The 26,970-nt window shown below is 72.9% G+C and carries 20 protein-coding genes; 14 read left to right on the top strand and 6 right to left on the bottom strand.

Features of this window, described 5'->3' with window-relative positions:
* Window positions 1–162: 162 nt before the first annotated feature.
* From RKD23_RS33135 to RKD23_RS33120, 4 genes are all read left to right on the top strand, one after another.
* Window positions 163–1,104, top strand: coding sequence for a M56 family metallopeptidase (locus RKD23_RS33135; protein ID WP_424857041.1), 942 nt, complete (start codon window positions 163–165; stop codon window positions 1,102–1,104).
* 123 nt (window positions 1,105–1,227) lie between these two features.
* Entirely contained in the window at window positions 1,228–1,920 is a 693-nt protein-coding gene (locus RKD23_RS33130; protein WP_424857040.1) for a phosphatase PAP2 family protein, read from the top strand.
* A gap of 28 nt (window positions 1,921–1,948) precedes the next feature.
* Window positions 1,949–2,638, top strand: a complete 690-nt coding sequence (locus RKD23_RS33125) for an HAD family hydrolase (protein ID WP_424857039.1) — start codon at window positions 1,949–1,951, stop codon at window positions 2,636–2,638.
* A gap of 175 nt (window positions 2,639–2,813) precedes the next feature.
* Entirely contained in the window at window positions 2,814–3,488 is a 675-nt protein-coding gene (locus RKD23_RS33120; protein WP_424857038.1) for a TetR/AcrR family transcriptional regulator, read from the top strand.
* 4 nt (window positions 3,489–3,492) lie between these two features.
* On the opposite strand, the gene RKD23_RS33115 is transcribed toward RKD23_RS33120, so the two are convergent.
* A complete protein-coding gene (locus tag RKD23_RS33115) occupies window positions 3,493–4,995 on the bottom strand; it encodes an LVIVD repeat-containing protein (RefSeq protein WP_424857037.1) in 1,503 nt (500 codons plus the stop codon).
* A 196-nt stretch (window positions 4,996–5,191) separates the two neighbouring features.
* Here RKD23_RS33115 and RKD23_RS33110 point away from each other — a divergent pair, with 196 nt between their 5' ends.
* The gene (locus RKD23_RS33110) at window positions 5,192–5,857 is read left to right on the top strand and encodes a DUF305 domain-containing protein (RefSeq protein WP_424857036.1); all 666 of its coding nucleotides are present in this window, start codon (window positions 5,192–5,194) and stop codon (window positions 5,855–5,857) included.
* 10 nt (window positions 5,858–5,867) lie between these two features.
* On the opposite strand, the gene RKD23_RS33105 is transcribed toward RKD23_RS33110, so the two are convergent.
* Window positions 5,868–6,371, bottom strand: coding sequence for a DUF6214 family protein (locus RKD23_RS33105; protein ID WP_424857035.1), 504 nt, complete (start codon window positions 6,369–6,371; stop codon window positions 5,868–5,870).
* Window positions 6,372–6,591: 220 nt separating this feature from the next.
* Between RKD23_RS33105 and RKD23_RS33100 the strand changes: the two genes are divergently transcribed.
* Window positions 6,592–7,923, top strand: a complete 1,332-nt coding sequence (locus RKD23_RS33100; RefSeq protein ID WP_424857034.1) for an FAD-dependent oxidoreductase — start codon at window positions 6,592–6,594, stop codon at window positions 7,921–7,923.
* Window positions 7,924–7,977: 54 nt separating this feature from the next.
* Here the strand turns inward: RKD23_RS33100 and RKD23_RS33095 are convergent, their stop codons facing one another.
* From RKD23_RS33095 to RKD23_RS33080, 4 genes are all read right to left on the bottom strand, one after another.
* The gene (locus RKD23_RS33095) at window positions 7,978–8,451 is read right to left on the bottom strand and encodes a GNAT family N-acetyltransferase (RefSeq protein WP_424857033.1); all 474 of its coding nucleotides are present in this window, start codon (window positions 8,449–8,451) and stop codon (window positions 7,978–7,980) included.
* A gap of 669 nt (window positions 8,452–9,120) precedes the next feature.
* A complete protein-coding gene (locus RKD23_RS33090; protein ID WP_424857032.1) occupies window positions 9,121–10,224 on the bottom strand; it encodes a glycosyltransferase in 1,104 nt (367 codons plus the stop codon).
* The gene (locus RKD23_RS33085; RefSeq protein WP_424857031.1) at window positions 10,221–11,024 is read right to left on the bottom strand and encodes a PIG-L family deacetylase; all 804 of its coding nucleotides are present in this window, start codon (window positions 11,022–11,024) and stop codon (window positions 10,221–10,223) included. Before RKD23_RS33085 ends, RKD23_RS33090 begins: the two co-directional genes overlap by 4 nt.
* The gene (locus RKD23_RS33080) at window positions 11,021–15,208 is read right to left on the bottom strand and encodes a glycosyltransferase (protein ID WP_424857030.1); all 4,188 of its coding nucleotides are present in this window, start codon (window positions 15,206–15,208) and stop codon (window positions 11,021–11,023) included. The genes RKD23_RS33085 and RKD23_RS33080 overlap by 4 nt, the downstream gene beginning before the upstream one ends.
* Window positions 15,209–15,392: 184 nt before the next feature.
* Between RKD23_RS33080 and RKD23_RS33075 the strand changes: the two genes are divergently transcribed.
* The 8 genes from RKD23_RS33075 to RKD23_RS33040 all read left to right on the top strand — a co-directional run bounded on the left by RKD23_RS33075 (window position 15,393) and on the right by RKD23_RS33040 (window position 26,957).
* Window positions 15,393–16,445, top strand: coding sequence for a GNAT family N-acetyltransferase (locus tag RKD23_RS33075; RefSeq protein ID WP_424857029.1), 1,053 nt, complete (start codon window positions 15,393–15,395; stop codon window positions 16,443–16,445).
* Between the two features lie 95 nt (window positions 16,446–16,540).
* Window positions 16,541–17,335: a glycosyltransferase gene (locus RKD23_RS33070; RefSeq protein WP_424857028.1), complete on the top strand. Its 795-nt coding sequence runs from the start codon at window positions 16,541–16,543 to the stop codon at window positions 17,333–17,335.
* 4 nt (window positions 17,336–17,339) lie between these two features.
* Window positions 17,340–18,776 carry a glycosyltransferase family 4 protein gene (locus tag RKD23_RS33065; RefSeq protein WP_424857027.1) on the top strand — a complete coding sequence of 479 codons (1,437 nt, stop codon included), beginning with the start codon at window positions 17,340–17,342 and terminating at the stop codon, window positions 18,774–18,776.
* Window positions 18,773–21,154, top strand: a complete 2,382-nt coding sequence (locus RKD23_RS33060; protein ID WP_424857026.1) for a lipopolysaccharide biosynthesis protein — start codon at window positions 18,773–18,775, stop codon at window positions 21,152–21,154. Before RKD23_RS33065 ends, RKD23_RS33060 begins: the two co-directional genes overlap by 4 nt.
* On the top strand, window positions 21,151–23,013 hold the full coding sequence (locus tag RKD23_RS33055) for a glycosyltransferase family 4 protein (RefSeq protein WP_424857025.1): 1,863 nt from the start codon (window positions 21,151–21,153) through the stop codon (window positions 23,011–23,013). Before RKD23_RS33060 ends, RKD23_RS33055 begins: the two co-directional genes overlap by 4 nt.
* On the top strand, window positions 23,010–24,563 hold the full coding sequence (locus RKD23_RS33050; RefSeq protein WP_424857024.1) for an ArnT family glycosyltransferase: 1,554 nt from the start codon (window positions 23,010–23,012) through the stop codon (window positions 24,561–24,563). The genes RKD23_RS33055 and RKD23_RS33050 overlap by 4 nt, the downstream gene beginning before the upstream one ends.
* On the top strand, window positions 24,550–25,650 hold the full coding sequence (locus tag RKD23_RS33045) for a glycosyltransferase family 4 protein (RefSeq protein ID WP_424857023.1): 1,101 nt from the start codon (window positions 24,550–24,552) through the stop codon (window positions 25,648–25,650). Before RKD23_RS33050 ends, RKD23_RS33045 begins: the two co-directional genes overlap by 14 nt.
* Window positions 25,647–26,957, top strand: coding sequence for a beta-galactosidase (locus RKD23_RS33040; RefSeq protein ID WP_424857022.1), 1,311 nt, complete (start codon window positions 25,647–25,649; stop codon window positions 26,955–26,957). The genes RKD23_RS33045 and RKD23_RS33040 overlap by 4 nt, the downstream gene beginning before the upstream one ends.
* Window positions 26,958–26,970: the final 13 nt, after the last annotated feature.

The raw sequence follows: 26,970 nt of genomic DNA, 5'->3' as shown, positions 1-26,970 counted from the left end.
ACCCGGGGTGTACGTGCGCGTGGTGAACCCGGGTGTACGTGCGCGTGGTGAACTCCGGCCGTACCGGCGCCTTGTGAGCCACGGCCGTACGAAACCGTGGTCTGCGTCACTTGCCGCCGCGGGCCGTACCGCGCAGTAGCCGGGGCTCTTAGGGTGGCGGACATGATGGTCCCCGTGGCACTGATGCTGCTCGGCGCCCTGACCGCCTTCGTCGCGCCCCGCCTGCTGTCCCGGGTCGACTGGCCCGACCGTGAGCCGGTGGTCGCGCTGTGGGCGTGGCAGTGCGTGGTCGCGGCCGTGCTGCTGTGCTGTGCGCTGTCGATGACACTGAGCGCGGCGGCCGCCTGGCAGGCGGTGCGCGGCCATCTGTTCGCCCCGGCCCCGCGCCCGGTCGTGGAGGCCTACGCCCTCGGCGCGGCCGGTGGCCCCTGGGCGGCGGCCACGGCGGTGGCTCTGGCGCTCGCCGGGCTGTGGAGCGGGGCGATGCTGGTGCGCGAGGTCGTCCGGGCGCGGGCGAGGGGTCGGCAGCGGCGGGCCGAACTGCTCGTCCGGGCCCCGCTGTTGCCCGGCGAGGAGCCCGGCGGCGGACCACTGGTGGTGCTGGAGGGCGAGCGGCCGGACGCCTGGTGGCTGTCGGGCGCGACGCCCCGCCTGGTGATCACGACCGCGGCGCTGCGCCGGCTCAAGGGACGCCAGCTCGACGCCGTCGTCGCGCACGAACAGGGCCACGCGCAGGCGCGCCACGACTGGCTGCTGCACTGCTCGGCCGCGCTCGCCGCCGGATTTCCGCAGGTCCCGGTGTTCGCGGCGTTCCGCGACGAGATGCACCGGCTGGTCGAGCTGGCCGCCGACGACATGGCCTCGCGGCGCTTCGGGCGGCTCACGACCGCGCTGGCCCTGGTGGAACTCAACGAGGGCCGCGGTGTGTTCGGCCCCGGCCCCGCGGCCCAGGCCCACGTCACCCAGCGCGTGCACCGCCTGCTCGCCCCGCCGGACCGCCTCACCGCGGCCCGCCGGCTGCGCCTGACGGCGACGGCCGCGCTGATCCCGGTGGTTCCGCTGCTGGTGGCCTTCGTCCCGGGCCTGCGCGCGCTGGGACAGTAGGCGGCTGCGGGCCCGATGTGGCTGGTCGCCACGACTGCCTGCACTCGGCAACGAACGGAAAGCCCCATGGCAAAACCCCGTAGGGATTGGCTCCGGAATGCCACTTTCCGCGAGGATCGCAGCATGACCACCGCCTCACCGACCCGCGCCCCCAAGCGGAGCGCCCTGCGCCTCGCCGGCGCCCTGGCCGGGTGCTCACTCGTCCTCCTCGTGCTGGTCGGCACGGCATGGCACCCGCTGATCTCCGCCGACCGCGAGGTCGCCCGCACCACGCACCGCTGGGCCGTGGACGAACGGACGCTCACCCACGCCTGCCGCATCCTGACGGACTGGGTCTGGGACCCGACCACCATGCGTCTGCTGTGCCTGATAGTGATCCTGTGGCTGGTGTGGCGCAGAGCGGCCTGGTGGACGGCATCCTGGCTGGCGCTCACCGTCGCCGTCGGCACCCTCGTGCAACAGGGCCTGAAGGCGGCGGTCGACCGGGAGCGCCCGGTGTGGCCCGACCCCGTCGACTCGGCGCACTACGCGGCCTTCCCGTCCGGGCACGCCATGACGGCCACCGTGGTGTGCGGTCTGCTGCTGTGGCTGCTGCGCGGCTTCGGCGCGGGCCGGGGCCTGTTCCGGGCCGGGCTGGCGGTGGCCGCCGTCTCGGTCGTCGGGGTGGGGCTGACCCGCGTCTGGCTGGGCGTCCACTGGCTCACGGACGTGCTCGGAGGCTGGCTCCTGGGCGGGACGCTCGTCGCCCTGGCGGTGGCGGCGCATCAGCGGTGGCGCCCCGAGCCGCCCCGGCGGACGCCCGGCTCGGTGCCGTAGGGCGAAAGCGGGACCCTACACTCCGATCATGCTCGCTGTGATGTTCGACTTCTCCGGCACCCTCTTCCGTATCGAGTCCGCCGAGTCCTGGCTCGGCGCGGTGCTCTCCGACGCGCGGATCGCGCTGTCCGAGCGGGAGTTGGCGGACACCGCGCGGGCGCTGGAGGAGGCCGGGGCGCTGCCGGGCGGGGCGCCGCCGCTGCGTGTGCCCGGGCAGTTGGCCGAGGTGTGGGAGACCCGCGACGAGAGCGCCGAGCTGCCACGGGCCGCGTACACGGGCCTGTCCCGTCAGGTCGTCCTGCCGGATCCGGGGCTGCACGACGCGCTGTACGAGCGCCACAGGACGCCCGCCGCGTGGACGGCGTACCCGGACGCGGCCGAGGTCCTCGGGGGGCTGCGCGAGCGCGGGATCAGGGTGGCCGTGGTCAGCAACATCGGCTGGGATCTGCGCCCGGTGTTCCGCGCCCACGGCCTCGACCCCTTCGTCGACGCGTACGTCCTGTCGTACGAGCACGGCATCCGCAAGCCCGATCCGCGGCTGTTCCGTACGGCGTGCGAGGCGCTGGGCGCCGAGCCGCGGGAGGTGCTGATGGTGGGTGACGACCGGCGGGCGGACGGCGGCGCGGCCGTGCTCGGCTGTCCGGTGCACTTCGTGGACCCGCTGCCGGCCGAGCGGCGCCCGGACGGGCTGCGGCCGGTGCTGGACCTGGTGGGCTGACGAGCCCCCTGGCCAAGTCGCCTCAGGCGACTTTATGTGCGAGAGAAGACGTCCACCCTGGACGATCCCCCGCGTCGCCCAGGGCGGACGGCAAAACGGAACCACGCCGATCCAGAGGCGGATCCCGCTGCGCTGAGTATAGTTGGCTGGCAGCCAGTCAACGCAGGAGTCCAGGATGTCCCCGCGCAGCGCCCAGGTCAATGAAGAGTTGCGGCGGCGTTCTCGGGAACGGCTTCTGCAGGCGGCTGTCGAGCTGGTCAACGAGCGCGGATACGACGCCACGACCCTCGGCGACATCGCGGACCGGGCCGGCTCGGCACGGGGTCTGGTGTCGTACTACTTCCCCGGCAAGCGCCAGCTGGTGCAGTCCGCGGTGCACCGGCTGATGCACCGCACGCTGGAGGAGGGGCTGGAGCGCGAGCCGCGCACGGACGACGGCCGCGAGCGCATGGCGCGGGCGATCGACGCGATCCTGGGGCTGGCCCGGGACCGGCCGGTCCTCATGCGACAGCACATGGCGGGACTGCTGCAGGCCGAGGGGTTCGTGCAGTGCCCGGAGCAACAGCGGCTCGCCCAGCTGCTGTTGGAGACGGTATCCCGGCACGGCTCCTGCGACCCGGACGTCGACTACCCGTTGCTGCGGGCGCAGTTGATGGGCGCGGTGTACGCGATGGTGCTGCCCAATGTGGGCATGCCGGTCGCGCCGCTGCGCGCGGAGCTGTTCCGGCGCTACGGCCTGGACTGGAACATGGGTGTCCCGCCGGACACCGAGGCGCCCGGCGGGACGTGCGACACGGATCTGTCGCGGTTCTTCGCCACGGACAAGCGGCCCGCGGATCAGCAGGAGTAGGGCGTCAGTCGAAGTAGTCCGGCTGCGTCTGCACGTTGAGCTCGCCGAGCCGGACGCGGCGCGCCGGGTCGGTCAGCTTGTCGCTGATCTTCAGCACGTCGAAGCCCTTGGCCATGTCGTTGGAGTAGATGTGGCCGTTGTAGTAGTACGCCGACCAGGAGCCGCCGACCGTGAGCTTGTCGGTGGTCAGCGGGCCGCGCTCGAAGTAGGCGATCTCCTTGGGGTTCGAGGAGTCGGTGAAGTCCCAGACGGAGACGCCGCCCTGGTACCACGCCTGGACCATCAGGTCCTTGCCCTTGACCGGGATGAGCGAGCCGTTGTGGGCGACGCAGTTCTCGGTGTCGGCCTGCATGCGCGGGATCTTGAAGTAGCTGCGGAAGACCAGCTTGCGGTTCTCGCCGCGGCCGACGATGTCGTAGATGCCGTCGGCGCCGCGCGTGGGGCCGGTGGCCGCGTTGCAGGTGGCGCCTACGCCGCCGCCCAGTTCGTCGGTGAAGACGACCTTGTTGGCCTTCTGGTTGAAGGTGGCGGAGTGCCAGAAAGCGAAGTTGACGTTGTCCTGGACCCGGTCGATGACCTTGGGGTGCTCAGGGTCCTCGATGGAGAACAGGATGCCGTCGCCCATGCAGGCGCCCGCCGCGAGGTCCTTGGAGGGCAGCACGGTGAGGTCGTGGCAGCCGGTGGTCTTGCTGACGCCCGGGTTGGTGGGCCCGCCGGGGTTGCCGCCGCCGTCGGGGCCGTCACCGGGGAAGAGGACCGGGAAACCGACGACCGCCGCCTTCTCGGGGGCGCTGCGCGGCACCTTGATGACGGAGATGCCGTCGTGCGGGGGCTGGCAGTCCGGGTAGGTCGCGTTCGGCGAGTAGGAGGAGACGTAGATGTAGACGTTGCGGCGCTCGGGCACCAGCGTGTGGGTGTGCGAGCCGCAGGCGGTCTCGACGGCGGCGACGTACTTCGGGTTCGCCTTGTCGCTGATGTCGAAGACCTTCATGCCCTCCCAGGAGGACTTCTCGGTCGCGGGCTGGGTGGTGCTGTTGCAACTGCTGTCGCTGCGCGAGGAGTCGGTGGAGAGGAACAGCAGGTTCCCGGAGACCGAGATGTCGTTCTGCGAGCCGGGACACAGCACCTGGGCGACCGTCCTCGGGGCGCTCGGGTCGCTGATGTCGAAGATGCGGAAGCCGTCGTAGTTGCCGGCGAAGGCGTACTTCCCCTGGAAGGCGAGGTCGGAGTTGGTGCCCTTGACCAGGTCCTTGGGGACGTTCGCCAGGTGCTCGATGTTGGCCGAGTGGACGATCTCGTCCTGGCCGGGTATCGCGCCGTCGGCGATGGCCTCCCGCACCTCGGTCTGGTCGCTGCGGGAGACGCCCTTCTGGGTCGTCGGGGCGTCCCCGGGGTCGGGGGTCGCGATGGCCGGGTGGGCCGTGAGCAGGGCGGCCAGAAGTCCGGCCGCCGCGGTGGCAACTCCCAGACGTCTGCGCCGCGTTCGGGGATCGTTGGACAGGGTCACTGCTTCCTCCCTTGTTCCGTTCGCGGTGGAACGGTTCACGGACCCCCGAAGTATCGTCTTCATCATGCACAGATCAACAGGGGTGAAACGTAGATGTAATCCAGGTTTTTGATCAGTCGTGCACGGAACAGTGCTAGGACAGTCACCAACACTCACAAGGTGTGCCCGCCCACATCGCCTGCCACAGGAGGCCGTCGTGCACTTCCGCCGCGCCCTGCGCGCATCCCTCGCAACGGCGTCGCTCGCCACTCTGGCCGCGTTCGCGCTCGCCGGCTGCGACTCGGACACGGACTCCGCCGGCGGCGCCAAGTCACCCGCGGCGAGCGGGCCTTCGGTACTGGTGCCGGGGCTGCCGGGCGAGGAGAACCGGACCCTGTCGGCCGAGGAGGCGGCAGCTCAGCAGGCCGAGGACGACACCCCCAACTCGGCGGACGTGTCGTACGTACGCATGATGATCGAGCACCACCGGCAGGCCCTGGAGATGTCCGAACTGGCCCCGAAGCAGGCGGGCTCGACCCAGGTGAAGCGGCTCGCCGACCGCATCACGGCCGCGCAGGGGCCCGAGATCGGCGCCATGCAGGGCTGGCTGGAGACGCACGGGCAGAGCCAGAAGACCTCGGGCCACGACCACACCGCGATGCCGGGAATGGCGACCGAGGCCCAGATGAAGGAGCTGCGGGCCGCGCGGGGCGGGGCGTTCGACGCGCTGTTCCTGAGGCTGATGATCGCCCATCACGAGGGGGCGATCACCATGGCCACGGACGTCAAGGCGCAGGGCAACAACATCCAGGTCGAGGAGATGGCCGACGATGTGGTGGCCCAGCAGACGAGCGAGATCTCGCGGATGCGGGACATGATCTGAACGCCCCGGCTCAGCGCCGGGCGTGACGCGGCGTCAGGAAGCCCGCGTCGCGGGCCTGGGCGATCAGCTTGAGGGACCTGCGGCGGCTGTGGCCCGTCGCGCACATCACCGCGAGTACGGGGTCGAAGCCCTCCTCCTGCGCCGCCCGGTACTCCTGGGCGACCAGCCTGCGGCCCTCCATGCCACGCGGCCAGGAGGGGCGGGCGCGGTACGGGGCCGGCGGGTCGGCGTCCTGCGCGGGAAGACCGGCCCCGGCCTCCTCCTCGTACGCCTCCTCCTCGCCCGGTTCGATGCCGCACGCCTCGGTCAGGGGTCCTTCGATCCAGTCGGCGAGCACGGTGAGGTCGGCGAGGGAGAGCGCGGGCTGGGCGCGGACGTCCTCGACGGAGAGGCATCCCGCGCTCAGCACGGCCAGGGCATCGACGCGGGCGCCGTCGGCGAAGGCGAGCCGCACCTGGAACCAGGAGGTGGCCCCGTCGCTCTCCTGCACTTCCCAGGCGGGCCACACGGACACCGCGCCGTCCTCGAAACGGCGATCAGAAAGATTAAGAAAGGATGCTTCTAGCACACACGCAACGTAACCGCATCATCACATTCCATACGAAAGCACCCATGGGACACGCACATCGGGCACTCCGACGGCGCAGCCCCGCCCCCTCCCCGCGCGGGCCCGCCGGTGCGATGCTGGAGACATCAGCGATCTCCTGCCACACCGTCGGACAAGGAGTTCCGCAGTGCTGCGTGTCGCCGTCGTCGGTTCCGGACCCAGCGGGGTCTACACCGCCCAGACGCTCGTCGAGCGGGATCCCGGGGTGCTGGTCGACGTCCTGGACCGGCTGCCCTGCCCCTACGGCCTGGTGCGCTACGGCGTGGCGCCGGACCACGAGAAGATCAAGTCGCTCCAGAACAACCTGCGTACGGTGCTGGAGCACGAGCGGATCCGCTTCCTCGGCGGCGTCCAGGTGGGCGCGCGGGGCGTGCCTGCGGCCCGGCTGCAGGAGCTTTACCACGCGGTGGTGTACTGCGTGGGCGCCGCCACGGACCGGCACCTCGGCATCCCGGGCGAGGACCTGCCGGGCAGCTGGTCGGCGACGCGGTTCGTGTCCTGGTACAGCGCGCATCCGGACGCGGTCGACGACGGGTTCGTCCGGGGCGCGCGGTCGGCCGTCGTGATCGGCGTGGGCAATGTCGCGGTGGACGTCACCCGCATCCTGGCGCGTGGCGCGGACGAGCTGAGCCCGACGGACATGCCGCAGGCGGCGCTCTCCGCCCTGGCGGCGAGCGAGGTGACCGACGTGCACATGGTGGGCCGGCGCGGACCGTCCCAGGCCCGCTTCACCACCAAGGAGCTGCGCGAGCTGGGGACCCTGCCGGGTGCCGAGGTCCGGGTCGATCCGGCGGAGCTGGCGCTCGACCCGGCGTACACCGACCCGTCGGGGCTGCCTGCCGTGCAGCGGCGCAATGTGGAGGTGCTGCGCGGCTGGGCCGGGCTGCCGCCGGGTGAGGCACCGCGCCGCATCCGCCTGCGCTTCTTCCTGCGTCCGGTCGAACTCCTCGCGGACGGCGGCCGGGTGGGCGCGGTGCGCTTCGAGCGGACCGTCCCCGACGGGCGCGGCGGGGTCGTCGGAACGGGCCGGTTCGAGGAGATCGAGGCCCAGTTGGTGCTGCGCTCGGTCGGCTACCGCGGGGTGCCCGTGGAGGGTCTGCCCTTCGACGAGGCCACCGGCACGGTCCCGAACGACGCGGGCCGGGTCGCGCCCGGCGTGTACGTGGCGGGCTGGATCAAGCGGGGTCCCACGGGGGTCATCGGCACCAACCGTCCCTGCGCGAAGGAGACGGTGCTGTCCCTGCTGGAGGACGCGCCCGTCCTCGCGCTCGCGGACGTACCGGACGATCCGCTGCCCGCCCTGCGCGCGCTGGGCCTCGCCCCGGTGGAGTGGGCGGGGTGGCAGGCCATCGAGCGGGCCGAGGCGGAGCTCGGCGCGTCGCTGGGCCGGGGCGTGGTGAAGCTCCCCGACTGGCAGTCGCTGCTGACCGCGGCACAGGCGGCCGACTCGGCGGTGTAGGTCGCTTCCTTCCCCTCGGGAACGGCCCCTCGATCGCTCTCGGCGCCGGTGCTGTCAACTGCCGGGGCCTGGTGCGGAGTTGAGGACACGGAGGGCGGCCGTGCGGAGTGCGGGGTGGGCCGAGACCGTCGCCCGCAGCCTGCGTGCCGACTCCGCCCGGGCGTGCAGCAGCGCCGCCGGCACGGTGCCCAGCGTGACCTGCCCCTCTCCGACGCTCAGGTCGCCGGTCTTCATCTCCTCCTTGTAGCGCTCGCCGCCCTTGCCGAGGTCCAGCAGCTCCATCCCCTCCTGCGCCGCGGTCTGCGCCAGCCTCAGCAGCAGGAGGATGCCGGGCGAGAAGCGTGCCGCCTCTGCCGCGTAGGCGGGGAACCAGTACTGCAGGACACGTCCGGAGCGCAGTCCCAAGTGCAGCGCCACCGGCCGGTCGCCCGCGTACAGCGCCGACAGCGTGCCGGTGCAGGTGGCGGACCGCGCCTGGCTCAGCTCCCGCAGCAGAGCCACCGCACAGGGACGTGCGAACAGGTCCACGCGTCCCCTTCGCCCGGTACTGGGTCGACTTCCATCGCATCAGCAGGTCGAGATGCTCGGGCGTCCGTTCGTCGAAGACGAGCCGGAGCTCGCCCAGGCAGGCCCGCAGTCTGCGCTCCTTCGCCCTCAGCTGCCTGGCCCGGTCGGCCGATGCGCGGCGCAGCGCGGCGTCGTAGGCGTCGTAGCCCCGCGTCAGGTCGATCACCGGTGACGCCGACCGGCGCGCCAGCCCCCCTTCGAACGGCGTCTGTCCCTCGGCCAGATGGTCGTACCGCCACACTCTGAGCCCGCAGGCCCGCAGCAGTGCCTGCGCGTCCCACTCCAGTCCCGGGGCGTGGACCAGCCCTTGGGCGTCGCTCATACCGCTGCCGATGGGCAGGCCGAGGCCGAACCGATGCCGCTCGAACGGGAAGAAGCCCACCGGCCCCGACGCGTCCGCGAGCACCGCCACGCGGGCCGCGGGCCGCAGGCGGCCGACGGCGCGGGTGAACTCGGGCGACAGAAAGGGGCTGGCCAGGGCCGGGACGGCCAGCTGGAGGGCGCGCCACGCGGCGAGGTCGGCGGCACCGAGGTCGTCCGGGTGGAGAACGGTCGTCGTCACGGGGCGGCTCCTTTCCGGGGACGGGGGAGGAACGCGAGCGGGAAGGCACCCGCCGGCAGGCACACCGGTCATGGCAGCAACTCCTTGTAGAGACGCGCGTACTGGGAGGCGAACCCGGCCTCCGCGAACCGCACCTCCACCGCGGCGCGGCCCCGTTCGGCCAGGGACCGCCACCACCGGGGCCGGGCCAGCACGTCGGCCAGCAGGTTGCCGGTGTGCCCGCAGTCACCAGGCGGAGCCCGCAGTACCACGTCCCGCAGGGGCAGGAACTGCGGAAGCTCGCTCAGGACGACCGGGCGTCCGGTGGCCAGCGCCTGGAGGACGGTCAGCGGGACGTCCGCCTTACCGCCGGTGGACTGGGGCACGTAGAGCAGGATGTCGGCGGCGGCCAGGAGGGCGGGCATGTCGTCCACGTGGCCGAGCACCTCGGTGTCCGGCATGCCCTCGCGCTGCGCCTGCGCGCGCAGCACTCCCTCCAGGGCCCGGACGTCCTGCCCCGGCCGCCCGCGGAGCGCGAGGACCAGCTTGAACCGAGCGCCCGCCCGGCGGGCCACCGCGGCGGCGGTGACCGCCTCACAGGAACCGCCCTGCGGGTCGTGGTGCCCGGTGACCAGAATCGTCGGTGTGTCCCCGGACGGCCGGGGAACCAGGGGCCATCGGTCCATGCGGATGACGGGAGACACGACCCGGACGTCACCGAAGCCGGCGGTGCGCAGCGCTTCGGCGGTGGTCTGCGACAGCGCTACCGTCAGACCGAGCGGGCGCGACCGCCGCAGGAGCGCGGGGTCCATGACACCGGGGACGGTGTGCAGTACGGGCCGGTCGCCGACGAGGGCCGACAAGGCCCGGGAGGCGGCGGGGAATCCGGGCCCGATGGTGATCAGGGCGTGCACGAGATCGGACCGGCGGGTCATGGCCAGCGCGTAGGCCGCCGCCTGGAGCCGCTCGGGCAGATGCGGCTCACCGTCGCGGGAGGCGATGGGCAGCGGCCGGCCGGGCAAAGCCCGCACTCTCTCGTCGGGCCGGGGCCACTTCCTGAACCAGGAGTAGCGCACGTCGTCGAGGTGCTCCAGGAGCACCATGGCCAGATCGGTGTCGGCGCCCAGATGGCCGTCCAGCGGACCGCTGGTGAGCATGAGGACGCGAGGCCGCCGCCGGCCGCCGGCGATCACGGCGGGTCTCCGGTGCACAGATAGAGCTCGGGGCGCAGCGGAATCCTCCCTGTGGGGAACATGGCGCGGGCCTGGGTGCGGTAGCCGAGGATCCAGGGCTCCTTGTCGCGCAGCCCTGCGGACCAGGTGACCGGTCCGCCGAGGGCGTTGCGCCGGATGAACTCGGCGTCGGGCTCATGACGCCGGTTGTAGGGGAACTCGCTGTAGTAGACGGCGTGCCGGCCGCTTTGCTCCGCGGCCTGCCTGAGCAGCAGATGATCGACGTGGCCGCCGACGGCGAGCGGTGCGAGCAGCAGCGGCGGGCTCGGCCCGACCGTGGCGGCGAGTGCGCCGAGTGCGATGACGGTCTCCGTGATCGTGCGCAGCACCTCGCTGTCGTGGGGCGAGATCCGGCCCGTGGCGAGATGCCCGCGGTAGGTGGGATAGACGTGGTCCCGCTCCGGCAGCAGCCGGCGCACCCGGCCACCACGTCCCGGCTTGACGCGGAACAGCCCCTCAGGGAGCCCCAGATGCTGCCAGGCGACGCCCATGGCCGAGAGCACCGAGGTGTCCTCGGCGCGGCGGGCCGCGTACAGCTGCTGTGCGTCACGCATCCCGGCCAGCCGTATGCAGCGCCGCCCCGACAGGGTGTAGGGCGGCGGCGAGCCGGCGGTGAACACGGTGACGACGGTGACCGGCACCCGACGCCGCGCATGTGCCATCAGCGCTCCGCAGGACAGCACCGCGTCGTCGAGGTGGGGCGAGAGCACCACCACAGGAGCTCCTCGGTCGAGGGCCGCGGTGAGGGGGTCGGCGGTCACGGGTGGCCACCTGCCGTGCCGGGCGCCTCGAAGGGCGCCGCCGTGGTCGCGAGCAGATCCCGGACCAGGGCCAGGTACGAACCGGTCATCGCCTCCCAGGTGTAGCCTGCGGCGGCCCGGTGGGCCTGTCGGCCCAGCGCCCGGCGGACGTCCTGGTGCGCGGCGAGACGGGCGATCTCCTCGGCCAGCCGGTCGGCGTCGAAGGGAGGCACCGCGACGTTGCCCTTCCCCGCCATCCAGCGCAGCCACGGCAGCGCGAAGTGGATCACGGGCTTGCCGTGGGCCATGCTCTCCAGGGCGACGAGGCCGAAGGTCTCGTAACGCGAGGGCATGACCATGAAGGCGCTCTGCCTGAGCAGTTGCTCCTTGCTCTCCCCGCCGGTGTAACCCAGCCATCGCACGTCCCCCGGGGTCCGGGCCAGCGCCGCCTGAAGCTTGCGTTCCTCGGCGGGTGTGCCGTGTCCGGCGATGTACAGGGGCAGGTCCGGGGCGGCCTTCTCGTACGCCTCGAGCAGCAGGTCCAGGCCTTTGGCCCGCATGTCCACCCGGCCCAGGTACACGATGTGCCCGCCCGCGCCGAACACGGCGTCGTCGAGGTCCGGCACGTCCACGCCGTTCTCGATCAGGTGCACGTCCGCCTTGGGGCTGTGGCGGCGGGCGTCGGCGGCGTCCGTGTCGTTGAGGACGACGAGATGCCGGTAGAGCCGCAGACCGAGACGTTCGACGAGGAAGGTCGGCACGTGGTACTTCCGCCAGGTGACCTCGCTGCCGCGGCACTGGTTGATCCCGACGACGGGTCTGCCGGTGAACAGGGGCAGGAAGCTCGTCGAGAAGGGCGGCGTGAAGCTCTCCAGCCACACGTCGTGCGGGACGCGCCGCGCTATGAAGGGCAGCGCGGCCTGGAAGAGCAGCTGGGCGACCCGTGGTCCGGCCCGGCACACGGGCAGGAAGCGGTACCGCACTCCGTCCCGCATCCGTGTGCCTCCGTGTCGTGCCGCGGTGACGACGGTGACGTCGAACTCCCCGGCCAGCCGGCGGGCCACCCGCTCCACGACGACGGAGCCGCCGCCCCGGTAGTCCGCGTTGTCGGCGTCGTCGAAGATCGAGATGGCGACGCGGCCGCGGGGGGCGGTGGACCGGGCGCCGGCTGTGGAGCCGCGCGGGGCGGGCCGCAGGGCCTGTGCCCGTTCCTCGATGAGCCGAAGCGCCGGGTCGGCATCGGTCGCCGGGCGGGCTTCCCAGCCGGGGAACCTCACGACGTTGGTCTCCCTGTCCGCCCACCGGCGGTAGCGGGTGCGAGGGGGGCGTCCGCATCCCTCCCGCGCGCGGTCCGAGTCGGCCGGGTCCGCTCCGAGCAGCAGCGTCAGGTCGTAGGCGCCGTGCAGTCGCTCGAGGAGTGCGGCGGTGCGTGAGCCCGGGGCCGGGGCGAACTCGGCCAGGCAGTCCAGCGGGCCACGGTCGGTGAGGATCACGGCGGGGCGGTGGTCGTGGTGGTGCCATGCCGCCCTGAGCCGGGCGCCGGCCAGCCTTAGCGCGAGTTCGGCGGCGTCGAGCTGTGCGTGCGCCGCACCGGCCCAGCTCCTCGGCCTCGACGGGGGAACCGTGCGCTGCCCGGACCGGGGGCGGCCGGGGAACCGGCGGCAGATCACACAGCCGTGGCAGTACGTCCTCGCGACCGTGTAGCCGTGCTCGCGCAGCGCCGACGCGGCATGACCGACCAGGGTGGTCTTGCCGGCTCCGTCGGGGCCCGACACGGCCACCAGCAGACGGTCCCGCTGCCGATGGTGTCGCCCGAGCCTGTGGCGGGCGGTGGGCGCGGGTCCGCCGGGCGTCGTGGGCGGGGCAGGAGCCGGAGTGGTCACGCGGCTTCCGCCCTCCTGGCTGAGAGGGACAGGGGTGGTCCGCAGCGCGGCCTCCCGTGCGGCGACGCCGGGCCGGCCCTGGTGCCGCGGACGGCCTGTGTGTGCCGTTGCGGCACCGTGCGCGAGTGAGGCCGCGAGCGGCACCGGCAGGTCGACGACCTCCCCCCGGTCGATCAGGTCGATGGCTTCGCGGGCCGTCCGCAGGGCGTGGGCGTGCGCCTCGGCCCACCCCTCCCGGCCCGCCTCCCGCGCGGCGTCGGCCAGCACGTCCGCCCGCAGCAGCGGCCTGATCGCCAGCAGATCCGACAGGTCCAACGCCCGCTTGCGGAACAGCCCGTGGGCGAGGCGGATGCGCAGCCGGTCGGCGGGACGGGGCTCCAGCCAGGGATGCCCGTCCGCGCGGGCGGCGCGGTCGAACAAGGGGTCGTCGCAGAGCACGGGGACGCCGAACCAGCGCACGAGGGAACGCAGGCGCACGGCAGGACCGTCCGGCTTCGTGCCGTGCTGCGGCCCGCTCCGCTCGGGTCCCCCGCGCCACCGCACCAGGACCTCCTGTGCCGCCGCCCACTGGCCATCGGGCACCATGACGTCGAGGTCACCGCGGCGGTGGTCGCCCGGCCCGTCCGCCAGGACGAGCACACTGCGGATCCCGGCGTCGCGCAGGCGCTCGGTCACCCCACGCGCTGTTCCGCGGAACAGTGCCTCCGCGCGCTTCACCTCGGCGACGGTTCCGGCCAGTTGCCGCGGGTAGGCACGGGCGAGCAGGCCGTCGGCCCCGCCGCGGCGAGCGGTGGTGAGCGCCCGGCGCAGTTCCTCGTCCCCGGCGGGCCGGGCGACGCGGTGCCAGACGGCGTCGAGGAGCAGTGCGACGGGCTCCCCGTCCCCGCCCGCGTCCTGTGAGCCCGAGGTGCCGGACCGCGGGGCGGGGGGACTCTCTCGGTGGCCCACGAACCGGGCCATCGCCACGATTCCGGTGGCGGTCGCGGCGATCAGCCACACGAGGGGCACGGCGCGCAGCATCACGAGCACGCCGACGACGACGACCGGTTCGAGGACGGGAAGTTGGGAGAAGGCGCTGCCTCCCTGGTTGCGCACCAGCAGGTGAACCAGCAGCAGCAGGGCCACCAGGGCGCCGACGGCGCCGCCGCTCGCGAACCCCCGCACTCCGGCGATCGACCAGCCGGCCAGCGCGCATCCGAGGAAGACGAACACGCCGAGCAGTTGGCGACGCAGACAGGACTGGTCGTTGACGGCCTGGAAGAACGTGGAGACGAGGTTGACGCCGCCGATGGCGAACCCCGCGACGGCGGTGAACATCACCAGTCGGCCCATCGTCTCGTACCCGGACGGGAAGAGGACGCCGAGCACGTCCTCCGGCGCGGTGGCGCACACGGCCGCGAGCGGGAGGGCGACGATGAGGTACATGCGCACGGCGTTCGCGGCCAGGGGGGCGCCCATGCGGCGCCGGGAAAGGGCCGGGAAGAAGGCCACCGAGATGGCACCGGCGAGGAACAGCGGCGCACGGCCCACCATGACGCTCGCCTGGTAGCTGGCGGTGGCGGGCCCGTCGGCGGGAAGCAGGGCGATCACGACCAGATCGACCGTCGCCATGGCCGCCACCAGGCCCTGTACGGTGCCCAGTTCGACGGCACGCCGCCACAGATCACGGTGCGCCCGGGGGGAGAACCACCGTCCCCCGCCGCCGCTCATCATGCGGTACGGCCACCAGATCAGCAGTGGGACGGCCGCGACCCCGTATGCCGCGAGGGCGCCGGCGGCTCCGAGGTCCAGTGCCGCGACGAACAGCAGACCGATGACGACTTTCAACGCCGCCTCGCTGGTCAGGACGCATGACAGGGTCCTCATCCGCTCCGTGCCCTGCAGCCAGCCACCGCTGACCCGGGTGAGGTAGACCAGGAGCGTGGTGACACCGAGGACGGCGACGACGCCGGGACCGGCGAACTGCGTCGCCACGGCGGCGACGATGCCGCCGGCCAGGGTGCCGCCGAGCACCGAGATGACCGTGGCGAACCTGGCCGCGTCACGGCGTGCGGCCCCCGAGGGGGCCCGGGCCAGGGCCTGGGCCAGCACCCACGGGATCGCGACGGCGGCGACGGTCGACGCGCACAGCAGAAGTCCCTGCCCCGCCGCGACGGTCGCGAAGACGTCGACGTCCAACAGCCGGGTCAGCAGCAGGGCATAGCAGTAGTTGAGCGCTCCGACGGCGAGGGAGGCCGCGGTGACCCAGCGCGCTCCGCGCACGGTGGTGACGTCGTCCGGGCGTGCCGCGCTGACGGCGACGGAACTGTGCGCGGAGGTCATATCGACGCAGGGTCGGTTTCGCGGCGTACTGCGGGGGCCTGCTGTGGCGGGAGCGGCGAGCCGACGGCCTGGACCGAGGACATGGAGCGCTCCTTCCGTATGCGATGGAAGTTTACGCCGTAAACGAGCATACTCTCCTTTTGTCGGAAGTGCCCTATTTGTTCATCGAGCGCAGGAGCAGGCCGTGAACGCACCCACTGTGCAGATCACCACTCCGGCCCCCCGCGAGATCTGGTGGCAGCTGGCCGCCGAGGACCTGGCGGCGCAGGTCACGCAGACCCCGACCTGGCTCGACTGCGTCTGCGCCACGGGGCCGTACCGGGACACCAGCCGGCTCTACGATTTCGGGGACGGCGGGCGGCTGGTCCTCCCGCTGGTGTCCGCGCGGCGCCCGCACTGGCTGGCGGCGGAGGAGTCCTGGCCGGGCGAGTGGGGTGTGGGAGGACCGGTGTCGGCCGGCGAGATCGGCCGGGCCGAGGCCCGCGCGGTGTTCGAGGACCTCGCCGGGCGGCCGGCCGCCCGTGTCGCGGTGCGACTGCGGCCCGGGGACGGCGAGGTGTGGGCGCAGGCCGTGCCCGCGGGCTTCCGACTGGAGGAGCACCGGGCGCATGTGCTCGATCTCGACGGCGGCTTCGGCACCGTCTGGGAGCGCCGCTTCGATCAGGGCGTACGCCGCGGGGTCCGCCGCGCGGAGCGCTCCGGCGTAGAGGTGGAGGTGGACCGGACCGGGCGCCTGGTGCCGGTCTTCTACGACCTGTTCGAGCAGTCGATCGAGCGCTGGGCCGTCCAGCAGCACGAACCTCTGGCGCTGGCCCGGTGGCGCCGCAAGCGCCTGTTCCCGCAGCGGCTGCTGGAGACGGTGACCGCCCGGCTCGGGGAGTCGTGCGCCATCTGGGCGGCGTGGCACGCCGGGGAGCCCGTCGCGGCCGTCATCGTCCTGCGGCACGGCCGGCACGCCCTGTTCTGGCGCGCCGCCATGAACCGGGAACTGGCGCACCCCGTCCGGGCCAACCACCTCCTGCACCGGCTGGCGATCGAGGACGCCTGTGAGGCGGGCTGCCTGCAGTACGACATGGGAGGGTCCCGCCAGGGCGCCTCACTCGCCCACTTCAAGCAGACCTTCGGCACGCGGGACCTGCCGTCCCCGCGCTACTACCGCGAGCGGCCCGGGGTCCACACGGCCGACCGCGCGCTGCGGACGGCCGTCAAGCGGGCGATTCGCTTCCGAGGGGTCTGAGCAGCCCACACCTGCACACAAGTTGACATTTCGGGCCATATGGGTTGAACGTGTATGTATACGTCGTAAACCAGCGAGTAGTGGGAGTGATCCCGTTGACTCAGTCGCCCCGCGCCGGCCCGGGCGTCTTCCCCGCACGACGGTACGCGGCACGATCCGCCCCTCTGCCCGCCGGGCTGGTCCGCCCCGCGGTGGACGTGGAACTGATCGTCCCGGCCTTCAACGAGGAACGCCGGCTGCCCCGCACCCTGGGCGTCACCCTCGACTACCTCACCAGCAGGCGCTGGACGTCGGCCGTCGTGGTCGTGGACAACGACAGCGTCGACGGCACCCTCGAGGTCGCCGACGGGTTCGGCGCCGCCCCGGTCCCGCTCCACGTCATCGGGTGCAGCGAGCGCGGCAAGGGCGCGGCGGTGCGGCGGGGCATCGCCACCTCCCGGGCCAGGTTCGTCGGCTTCCTGGACGCCGACAGCGCCACCCCCATCGACACCCTCGACCAGGTCATGGCGCTGCTCCAGGACGGGCACCGCGCCGTCATCGCCTCCCGGCGGGCCCCCGGTGCGCACTACGAGGTGGAGCAGTCGCTCAGCCGGCGCTGGGGTTCCTGGGTCTTCCGGGAACTGGCCCGGCTCACCCTGCCCGGCATCGCCGACAGCCAGTGCGGTTTCAAGTTCTTCGACGGCGACACCGTACGGGACGTCATCGCCGACTGCCGCGTCAACGGATTCGCCTTCGACGTCGAGATCCTCGCCGCCCTGATCCGCGCCGGACACGACGTCGTCGAGGTCCCGGTCGCCTGGTCCGACGTCCCCGGCTCGACGTTCTCGGCCCGCCGCGACGGCCTGCGCTCGATGGCCGACCTTCTGAGGATCTCTCTCTCCTGGCGGTGACACGGTGGTTACTGCGCTCGACCGACTGTCCACGACGGACGTCCTCTTCCTCAACTGGCGCGGTCCCGGCCACCCCCAGGCCGGCGGCGCCGAGGCGTACTGCTTCGAGATGGCACGGCGGTTCGCCGACGCCGGCGCCGCGGTCACCGTCTTCACGGCCCGTCATCCCGGCGCCGCCCGCCGCACGGTCCAGGAGGACGGCGTCCGGATCCTCCGCGGCGGCGGTGCGTTCGGCGTCTACGCCGCCGCCGCGTGGCACCTGCTGAGCCACCGGCACGCGTACGACGCGGTGATCGACTTCCAGAACGGCATCCCCTTCTACTCCCCCGTGTTCACACCGCGCTGGACCGCCGACATCTGCGTCATCCATCACGTGCACCAGGAACAGTTCGACGTCTGGTTCCCCTGGCCGCTCAACGCCCTGGGGCGGTTCATGGAGAAGCGGCTGAGCAAGTGGGTCTACCGAGGACGTCCGATCGTCGTCGTCTCGCCGTCCACCCGTGAGGGAATCCGCCGCGTCCTCGGCTTCCGCAATCCGACCCACATCGTCCCGAACGGCGCTCCGGAACCACTCGCGTCCGACCCCGCTCCCGCGCCCGTCGCCGCCACCCCGACCGTCGCCGTCGTGAGCCGGCTGGTGCCGCACAAGAGGGTCGATCTGCTCATCGGCGCACTGCCCAAGCTCCTGGCGGGCACCCCGCAGCTGCGGGTCGAGATCTGCGGCACGGGTGAGGCCCTGCCCCGGCTGCGCGAGTACGCCGCCCGCCTCGGGGTGGCGCAGAGCGTGACGTTCCACGGCCATGTCGACGAGGAGCGCAAGCGGGAGGTACTGGCCCGCGCCTGGCTGACCGTCGTGCCCTCCGCCGCCGAGGGCTGGGGGCTCACGGTGATCGAGGCCAACGCCCTCGGCAAGCCGGCGCTCGCCTTCGACGTGCCCGGCCTGCGCGACGCCGTCCTGGACGGCTCCACCGGATGGCTGCTGGCGCCCGACACCGACCTCGCGGACGGCGTCCAGAGCGCCCTGGAGCAGCTCGCCGACCCCGCCGAGCGGGAGCGGTGGGCCGAGCGGTGCCGTCGCTGGAGCCGGGCGTTCTCCTGGGACCACAGCGCGGAGCGGCTCGCCGCGGTGGTGGTCGAGGAACTGCACCGCATCCACCGCCACCGCCGCTCCCGCCGCCGGACCGTCGACCTGACCGTGCGCACCCGGTTCCACGCCGGGGACGGGGACGCCGACGCCATGGAACGCGCCCTGCGCCGCGGTCTGCGCGACACCGACGAGTGGGACCGGTCCGGCACCTCCTTCCAGGTGCTCCTCCACGGCTGCGACGAGGTGCAGGCCCGTGCCGTGCTGCGCCGGCTCGGGGTGAGCGAGAGCGAGATCTCCCAGACCCGGCTCGCCGGGCGACGGGACCTTCTGCTGGGCGGGAAGGAAGGCTCATGACCGTGTCGGACACCGGTCTCGACCACACGGCACCGAGTCTGCCGCGCCGGCCGCCCCCGCCGGCGCCCCACCACGGCACGGCGGAGCGCGGCGCCCGCTGGATCACCACCGGCGCGGTGGCCGTGGGAGTGCTCAACTACGGCTACGCACTCGTCCTGACCCGGCTGCTGGACGTACGGGCCTTCTCGGTGTTCGCCGCCGGACAGCGTGTCGTGCTGGCCGCGGCGAGCGTGGCGCTCGTCGCCCTTCCGTGGGTGCTCGCGCAGGCCCTCGCCCGAGCCGGCTCGCAGGCCGAACGGGCCGGAGCGATCCGGTTCACCGCCGCCCTCGGACTGGTGTCCGGCCTGGTCGCGGCCGGCGTGGTCGCCGTGATCGCCGGGCAGTTCGCCGGTCCCGCCACCACCCTCATGCTCGCCCTGGCCACCCTGCTCATGTACGTCACCACCACGACCCTCGGCTGGCTGCAGGGCACGGAACGGCTGCGCACCCTGGCCTGCATCACGGTCAGTGAGGCGGCGCTGAAGTTCGCCGCGGGCGTGCTGCTGGTGGCCGTCGTCGGACTGAGCGACACCGGTGCCGTCGCCGCCCTCGGCATCTGCGTCCTGCCGCTCGTGGTCTGCTGGCCCTACGGGGCCCACGCCGCACGGACCGTCCGTCGGCCGCGCACGCGCGTCCACCGCGACCTCGGACGCCGGGTCCGCGGCATCGCCGCCGTGCAGGCGATGGTCGCCCTGGTCGCCTCCGCCGACGTGGTGCTGGTCGCCCTGCTGCCCGTGGCGGACGCGGACGCCGCCAGCTACCAGGCCAGCGCCATGCTCGGCAGGGTGCCGCTGTTCCTGGCGAGTGCCATCTCCACGGCGTTCTTCCCGGCCCTGTCCCGGCGCGGCGACACGACCTCGCTGACCGCGAGCGCCGTCCGCATGTACCTCGTCATCGCCCTGCCCGTCTCGGCCGTCTGCGCGACGGTTCCCTCCGCCGTGATCGGCGTTCTCTTCCCCGCCGATTACGGCCGGATGAGCGCACTGCTGGCTTTCGCCGCCGTGTCCGGCTGCGCGGTCGGCGCGCTGAACCTCGCGGCCACGTTCTCCCAGGCGGTCGACGACTTCCGGTGCGTGCGGACCCAGGCGGTGGGCCTCGTGCTGTGCGTGGCGGCGCCGCTGCTCGGATGGCAGGCCGGCGGGATCATCGGCCTCGCGGCGGGTTCGGTGTGCGGGACGGTACCGGCGGCGGCCCTGCTCGTCGGACGGCAGATGCGCCGGCGGGGCATCGGGTTCCTCGCCCGGCCCGCCCTGCTGGAGCCGTTGCTGATCACCGGTGTCCTGATCGCCGTCCGGCCCGTCCCCCTGATCTGGCTGGCGGTCGCCACGCTGGCCGGCGTCCGCACGGCCGCGCGCTTCCTCCGTCACCGCGGTACGCCCCCGGCCGACCCGGCAGCCGGCCCTGCCACGGCGGCGGCACCGCGCCCGCCCGCACCGGACGGCGACGCCACCCGCGTGCTGCGCGACGCCCTCTGGACCGGCACACCTCCCCCCGCCACCGACGACACGCTGCGCCGCGCCCTCACCCTCGCCCGGCGCAACCAGGTGGAGGGCCACCTCGCCCGGGCCTACCCCGAACAGCTGGCGGACACGCTGGCAGAAGCCGAGGAGGCCACCCGGGACTTCCGCGACAACCTCGCCGAGGCCACCGACCGCCTGCGTGCCCACGGCGTCCCCGCGGTGCTCATCAAGGGGGACCCGGCCGGTGTCTACACCTACGACAACTTCGATCTCGTGGTCCCCGCCGCCCACTGGCAGGACGCCCAACAGGCCTTGTCCGGGTGGGCCGTACACCGGGAGACGTACTGGCTGGAGCGCTCCACCAAGATCCTGCTCCGGCCGCCCCGCGGACCGGCCGCGCATCTGCACTCCGCCGTCTCCTGGTTCGGCGTACCCGTCATCCCCGCCGACCGGCTCTTCGCCCAAGCGGCACCGGACCCGTCCTGCGGCTGTCTGCTGCCGCAGGAGGCGGCCGCACTGCGCATCTGGCTGGCGCACGCCCTGTTCCAGAACCTCACCCTGAACCTCTCCGAACTCCTGGCCCTGCGCCCCCTGCTGCGACCGGACGTCATCGCCCGCGCCCGACGGCACGCGGCGCGGGAGGGCTGGCAGTCCGGCTTCCTGGCGACCCTCGGCGTGGCCACGGCGGCCGTGGAGCGGCTCGACAACGGCGACGCGGTGCCGCTGCCCGTGCCGCTGCCCGTGCCGGTGTCGCTGCGTGCCGGTGCCGAGCACGCGCGGCACCTCGCCGGCCGCGGGGCAGGGCGCACCGCCGCGCGCGAGGCCGCGCTGCGCCTGCCGCTGGTGGTCACCAAGACCATGAGGGGAGGCCGCTCATGACCTCGACGAGCACGGTGGCCCGGCCGCTCATGGTGGCGGTGTCCGGCCCCGACCACAGCGGCAAGACCACACTGACCCACCTGCTCACGGTCACTCTGCGGCGACGGGGATACGCCGTGGCGGGCTTCCACTGCTACGGCTGCGTGTTCTGCCGGCGGCTGCACCTGCACCGCCACTGGCGTGACCAGCCGGCGCGAGGGCACGGTCTGCGCGCCGCCCTGCGCCTGCGGGTGGCTCAGGGCCACGCGCTCGTGGAGACCGTCGAGTTGCGGACCCGTCTCGCGGTGGCGCGCCGGTCCCTGCGGCGCCGGCACGGCCGGCCCACCGTGATCATCACCGACCGGGGCCCCCTGGACACCCTGGCGAAGTTCGACCCCGCCCCGGACTCCGCCACCGCACGCAGGCTGACCCGGCTGATCGGCCGCTACGACGTCACCCTGCTGTTCGACGGCCCGCCGACGCCACTCGGAGCGCGGCTCCGCGGAGCCGGACCGGCGGACGGCCGGACCGTCCGGTACGAGCGGTGGGCGCGACACTCACCGTCGGTGCGGCGGATGCAGGCCGGTCGGCATGTCTCCCTGCAGTCGGCCGACGCGCTGCGCCTGGTCCTGGCGCGGGCCGCGGGCGCGCCTGCCGCGGACGTACGGCGGCGCCATGTCGTGATCTCCAACTTCGACAACACCGGCCTGCGCGAGTACGCGGGAGGCAGCGCCGTGACCCTGGAACGGGTCGCCCGCAGCCTCGCCACGGAGTTCGAGGTCACGGTGGTCACCGCCGGCCGGCACGCCCTGACCCGCACCGAGGGCGCGGTGACGTACCGGATCCTGCCGGTGTCCTGGGCCGGACCGCGCGGCGGGCAGATCCTGTTCCAGGCCATGCTCCCGTTCATAGCCCGGCGCCTCTCGTACGACCTGTGGCTGGAGAACTTCACCCCGCCCTTCCCGGCGGGCCTGCTGCCGCTGGTGGCACGCGCCCCCGTCGTCGGTATCGACAAGGTCCGCTACGGCGAGTTCATGCGGCGCAAGTACCACCTCCCGTTCGGCTTCGTGGAACGCGTCGGCTACCGCCGCTACCGGGACCTGATCGTCATGAACCACGCCGACGCGGCGGAGATCCGCAGGCTGAGTCCCCGTACCGCGGTCGAGGTGATCCCCAACGGTGTCGACCCGACCACGCCGGACGCCGTGGAGCGGGACGAGGCCGCCGCCGGCGACCAGGGCTATCTGCTGTTCCTGGGACGGATCGACACCTGGCAGAAGGGCCTCGATCTCCTGCTCACCGCCTATGCCGCGTCCGGCGTGAGCCTGCCGTTGGTCCTCGCCGGCCGGGGCACCAAGGCCGAGGAACAGCGGCTGGCGCGGCTCCTCGCCGCCCTGCGCCTGCCCACCGGCGACACGGGCGGGTGCCTGCCGGCGGTGCGCGCGGTGGGGCATGTGGAGGGCGAGCGCAAGCGCCGTCTGATCCAGGGCAGCACGTTCGTCGTGATGCCGTCGCGCCAGGAGACGTTCGGTGTGGTGGCGCTGGAGGCGATGGCCCACGGCAAAGCCGTCGTGCACTTCGATCTGCCCGCCCTGCGCTGGACCGGGGGCGCCGGCGTGGTGCGGGTACCGGCCTTCGACGTCGGTCTGTTCGCCGACCGGATCAAGGAGCTCGCCGCCGACCCCGTCCGCCGCGCATGTCTGGGTGAGGAAGCCGCCCGCACGGCACGGCGGTTCACCGCCGACGCCATGGCTCAGCACTACCTCTCCCTCGTCGAGCGAGTCCTCGACGAACCCGCCGCGGACCTCGACGTCCCCGCACGTGGTGGGGTGCGGCACACCCGTCCCGCCGACACAGCAGCCAGCCGGAGACCACGGTGATCACGACGACAGCTCCCAGCCCCACGCCGTCCCGGGTCCGAGCGGCCACGACGCCGCTGCTTCCCGTCGCCGCCGCAGTGGCCGTGCTGACCGGCCTGCTGAGACTGCTGGGTTCGGAACGTTCGGCGGACCTGTTCATCGACGAGATCATCTACTACGAGCTGAGCGAGAGCGCCGGGCACGGGGGCTTCCCCCGGGACGACAACGGGCTGTTCTTCCTGCACCCGCCAGGCTTCTTCTATCTGCGGGCCGGCTGGGGCCTCCTGCTCGGCGACCCGCCCGACGTCGTCGTCGGCGTGTACGACGGAAGGGCCCTGAACGCCGTGCTGGCAGCCGCCACGGCAGCACTGCTGGTGCTCTTCGTCAGCCGTCTGGCGACCTGGCGGGTCGGTCTCGTCGCGGGCCTGATCTTCGCGGTCGACCCGTACTGCCTCCGGCACAACAACCGGGCGCAGCTGGAGACCGAGACCATGCTGTGGGTCGTGGCGGGCTATGTGCTGCTCCTCGCCCTCACCAAGGACCCGCTGCCCAGACGGGCGGCACTGCGGGCCGCGGGCGCCGGGCTGTGCTTCGGCCTGGCCATTCTGACGAAGGAGCACAGCACGCTGATCACGCTGCTGCCCATGGTGCTGGCGCTGGTCCTGAAGTGGGGGCCTCCACGCCGCCTCGTGGCCCTGACCACCGGTGTCGCCGTGGCCTGTTACGGCGTCTATGTGAGCATCGTCGTGGCCTCGGGACACTTCCCTCTCTACTGGAACGTGAAGACCTACGGCATCCGCCGCCTCCTGGGACTCGTCCAGGCAACGGGGTTCAACGCCCCGAGGGGCAACTCGCTGTCCGAGCGCCTCTACGAGGAGCTGCCCACCTTCTGGCCCACCTACCTCCTGCTCGCCCTCGGACCGATCGCGCTGGTCCTGCTGCTGCGGCGCCGGGACCGGGCGCACCGCCTGCTGGTCCTGTTCCACCTGTCGGCGGGGATCACGCTCGGGTACGCGCTCGCGCTGGGCACGCTGGAGGAGCAGTTCCTCTACCTGCTCGTGGTCCCCAACCTGGCGGCGGTGACCGTCGCCTTCTCCGGGGTGGTGGCGAAACGGCCGGTTCCCAGCCGCCGGCACGGCGTCCTGCGAGCCGCGGCGGCGGTCCTCGTCGTCGCGGTCGTGACCGCCTCCAGCGTGTCCTATGCGCGATCCCGGACGCAGATAGAGGACGGCTACGCGCAGATGCGCAGCTACATGACGGCCCACGTGCCGAAGGGAAGCACCGTCATCTCGGCGGACGGGGTGACCACGCGGGGCATCACCGGCTGGGTGCTCAGGGACATCTACGACGTCAGGCGGCTGGGACCGCACCCGACGGAGTTCCGCTACCTCGTCGTCCCCTGGAAACTGCTCGAGGACGGCTATGGACGCTTCACGCCGGAGCAGATGCGGCGCGTCGTCGGCAACGGCACGCTGCTCCACAGCACCCACAGCGACATGTACGGCACGGTGGCCCTCTACCTGCTGCCGCCCCAGCGCTCCGCCAAGGGGCAGCCCGATGCGCGCCACTAGCGCCCGGCCGCGCGTGCTGCTCCTGACCAGCGGGCCGCTGGAGGGGCAGGAGGGCGCCGACATCCAGCTGGCGGCGGTGCTCGCCGAGACCGTGCCGGACGTCGACTTCCTGTGGTTCACCCGCTGGCCGAGCCGCGGCCTGCGGCCCCGGGTGGCCGGCGGGCGGCCGGTTCCCGTCGTGTCCCTGGACGGACTGCCCCATCCATGGCAGCGGCTCCAGGTGGCCGCCGCCGGCACCGTCCTGGGGCGCCGGGCCGACCTGGTCCACGCCGTGCTGACGATCGGCTCGGGCTATCCGCTGTTCTCCCGGCTCTGGCCGCCGCTCCTGCGCGGCCGGCCGGTGCTGCACACGGTGCCCGGGGTCAGAGACCCCGCCCTGCTGCGCCGGTGCCGTCCCCTGGGGAGGACCGTGGCGCTTTCCGAAGCCACCGCGGGCGACCTGCTCCGGGCCGGCTTCGGGGACGTGTCCGTGATCCCGCCTCCCCTGCGCATCGACCGCTGGCCACGGCGTCCGCGGTCGTCGAACGCCGTGCCGGTCGTCCTGGTGACCGGCCATCACGACCCGGCGGGAGGCGCGCAGGAGAGCCTCGCGGCCGTCGCGGCCGCCGCCGCGGCCGGGGCGCGCCTACGGCTGGTCATGGCGCTCCGGCCGCGGTCGGGGCAGAACCCGCGGGCGCTGCGGGCCGAGCTGTGCGCCCGGGCGCAGGAGCACGGCCTCCCCGACGTCGAGGTGCTCGGCGCCGTCGACGACATGCGGTCGCTGATGGACCGCGCGGACGTCCTGCTGCACCTGCCGCGCCGGCTCGGCGGGAAGGCGGACATCCCCCTGACGGTCCTGGAGGCCCTCGCCACCGGGCGCCCCGCGGTGCTGAGCGACCATCCCCAGTTCCGCGCTCTCGGTGACGCGGTGGTGCGCGCCCCGCGGGACGACCCCGCGGGAGCGGGCCGGCAGCTGTGCCGGCTGCTCCAGGAGCCCCGGTGGTGGGACCTGCTGGCCGAGCGGGGCCGGCGCGCGGTGGAAGCCCGGTTCGGCGTCGACCGGTTCACCGCGCGGTACGCCGATCTCTACCGTGAGCTGCTGCCATGAGGACCGCCCGGCGCCGTCAGCTGCTGGCCGGACTCGCCCTCGCGGTCCTGGCCGGCGGAGCGGTGCTCGCCCTGCCGAGGGACCGTCCGGCGGACTCTCGAGCGGAGCGTCCGTCGTACTACTTCGGCACGCTCCGCACCGACCCGGACAAGGCGCGTCTGGAGCACCGCAACGGCATCGACGTGGCGCACATCACCATCCGCTGGGAGCAGTTCGAACCGGAGGACGGTGAGTACGACGACGGCTATGTCCATCAGATCAAGGACCAACTGCGGACCCTGCGTGACGCCGGCGCCCGCGTCGAGGTGGGGATCGGCATCAACCACGCCCCGGAGTGGGTGTACGAGCAGTACCCCGACGCGACGTTCACCGACGAGCACGGCGACCGCTACGAGGCCGTCGCCAACATCGTCTTCAGCCAGGAGATCAGGAACGAGGTACGCCGCTACGTCCAGGTCCTGGACGAGAAGGTGGGCCTGGACAACTTCTGGGCCATCCGCCTCGGGACCAACGACCACGGCGAGTTCACCTATCCGCCGGAGGTGCCGGACGACGACCGCCCCGGCCCCGACTACTGGGCCTTCGACAGCAACGCCCAGCGGAAGTCGCCGCCGGACGAGCGGGCGGCCACCGTGCCGCCCAACCCGTACCCGGGCTGGCGGCCGGGACAGCGCGAGTACCGCGGCGCGCACTTCAGCCGGGAAGAGGCGGCCCGCTGGTACGACTGGTATCTCGACGCTCTGGCCGACGCCGTCAACTGGCAGCAGCGCACCTACCGTTCGCTGGGGTACGGCGGTCTGCTCAAGGTGCTGGTCCCCGGCCAGGGTTACTACCCGAGCGACTACGCGGAGGCCGTGGACGAGTACTTCGCCGGGCCGGACGTCAGCGAACTGCTCGGTCTCGGCGCCGGCTTCTACCGGACGATCGGGAAGCTGAGGCAGGACAAGGACGTCCAGATCGTCGCCACGTCCCTGGTCAACGGAACGGGCGACCCTCCCGCGAACTCCTGCCGGCCCGTCGCGGACGCGGCCGTCGACCTCGATGCCGTGGACGACGCCCGCGTACGGGGCTGGTCCTCGGTGCGCTGGGTCACCGCGATCGCCCGACGCGAGGGATTCGCCGTCAGCGGCGAGAGCGCGGGCACGCATGTGCATCCGTACTACAGCGGCGTGATGGACGACGCCGCCGCCCAGGTCCGGTCCTGTCACCTCCAGGGCCTGATGTGGGCTTTCGACGACAACCTCTACGACGGGACACCGGGTTCCTCGCTCGACGACTACGCGGCGATGATCCGGCGGCTGGACTAGGCCACCCTGGGAG

It is taken from the genome of Streptomyces sp. SAI-170 (genome assembly GCF_049739565.1).
Taxonomy (GTDB): domain Bacteria; phylum Actinomycetota; class Actinomycetes; order Streptomycetales; family Streptomycetaceae; genus Streptomyces.
The sequence above is the reverse complement of the archived record's forward strand: the minus strand, read 5'-3'. Positions and strand labels throughout refer to the sequence as shown.

Excerpts from the sequence above, each read along its gene's own strand:
- RKD23_RS33135 (WP_424857041.1), top strand. The coding sequence starts at position 163 with ATGATGGTCCCCGTGGCACTGATGCTGCTCGGCGCCCTGACCGCCTTC.
- RKD23_RS33130 (WP_424857040.1), top strand. The coding sequence starts at position 1,228 with ATGACCACCGCCTCACCGACCCGCGCCCCCAAGCGGAGCGCCCTGCGC.
- RKD23_RS33125 (WP_424857039.1), top strand. The coding sequence starts at position 1,949 with ATGCTCGCTGTGATGTTCGACTTCTCCGGCACCCTCTTCCGTATCGAG.
- RKD23_RS33120 (WP_424857038.1), top strand. The coding sequence starts at position 2,814 with ATGTCCCCGCGCAGCGCCCAGGTCAATGAAGAGTTGCGGCGGCGTTCT.
- RKD23_RS33080 (WP_424857030.1), bottom strand. The coding sequence starts at position 15,208 with ATGACCTCCGCGCACAGTTCCGTCGCCGTCAGCGCGGCACGCCCGGAC.
- RKD23_RS33060 (WP_424857026.1), top strand. The coding sequence starts at position 18,773 with ATGACCGTGTCGGACACCGGTCTCGACCACACGGCACCGAGTCTGCCG.
- RKD23_RS33055 (WP_424857025.1), top strand. The coding sequence starts at position 21,151 with ATGACCTCGACGAGCACGGTGGCCCGGCCGCTCATGGTGGCGGTGTCC.
- RKD23_RS33045 (WP_424857023.1), top strand. The coding sequence starts at position 24,550 with ATGCGCGCCACTAGCGCCCGGCCGCGCGTGCTGCTCCTGACCAGCGGG.
- RKD23_RS33040 (WP_424857022.1), top strand. The coding sequence starts at position 25,647 with ATGAGGACCGCCCGGCGCCGTCAGCTGCTGGCCGGACTCGCCCTCGCG.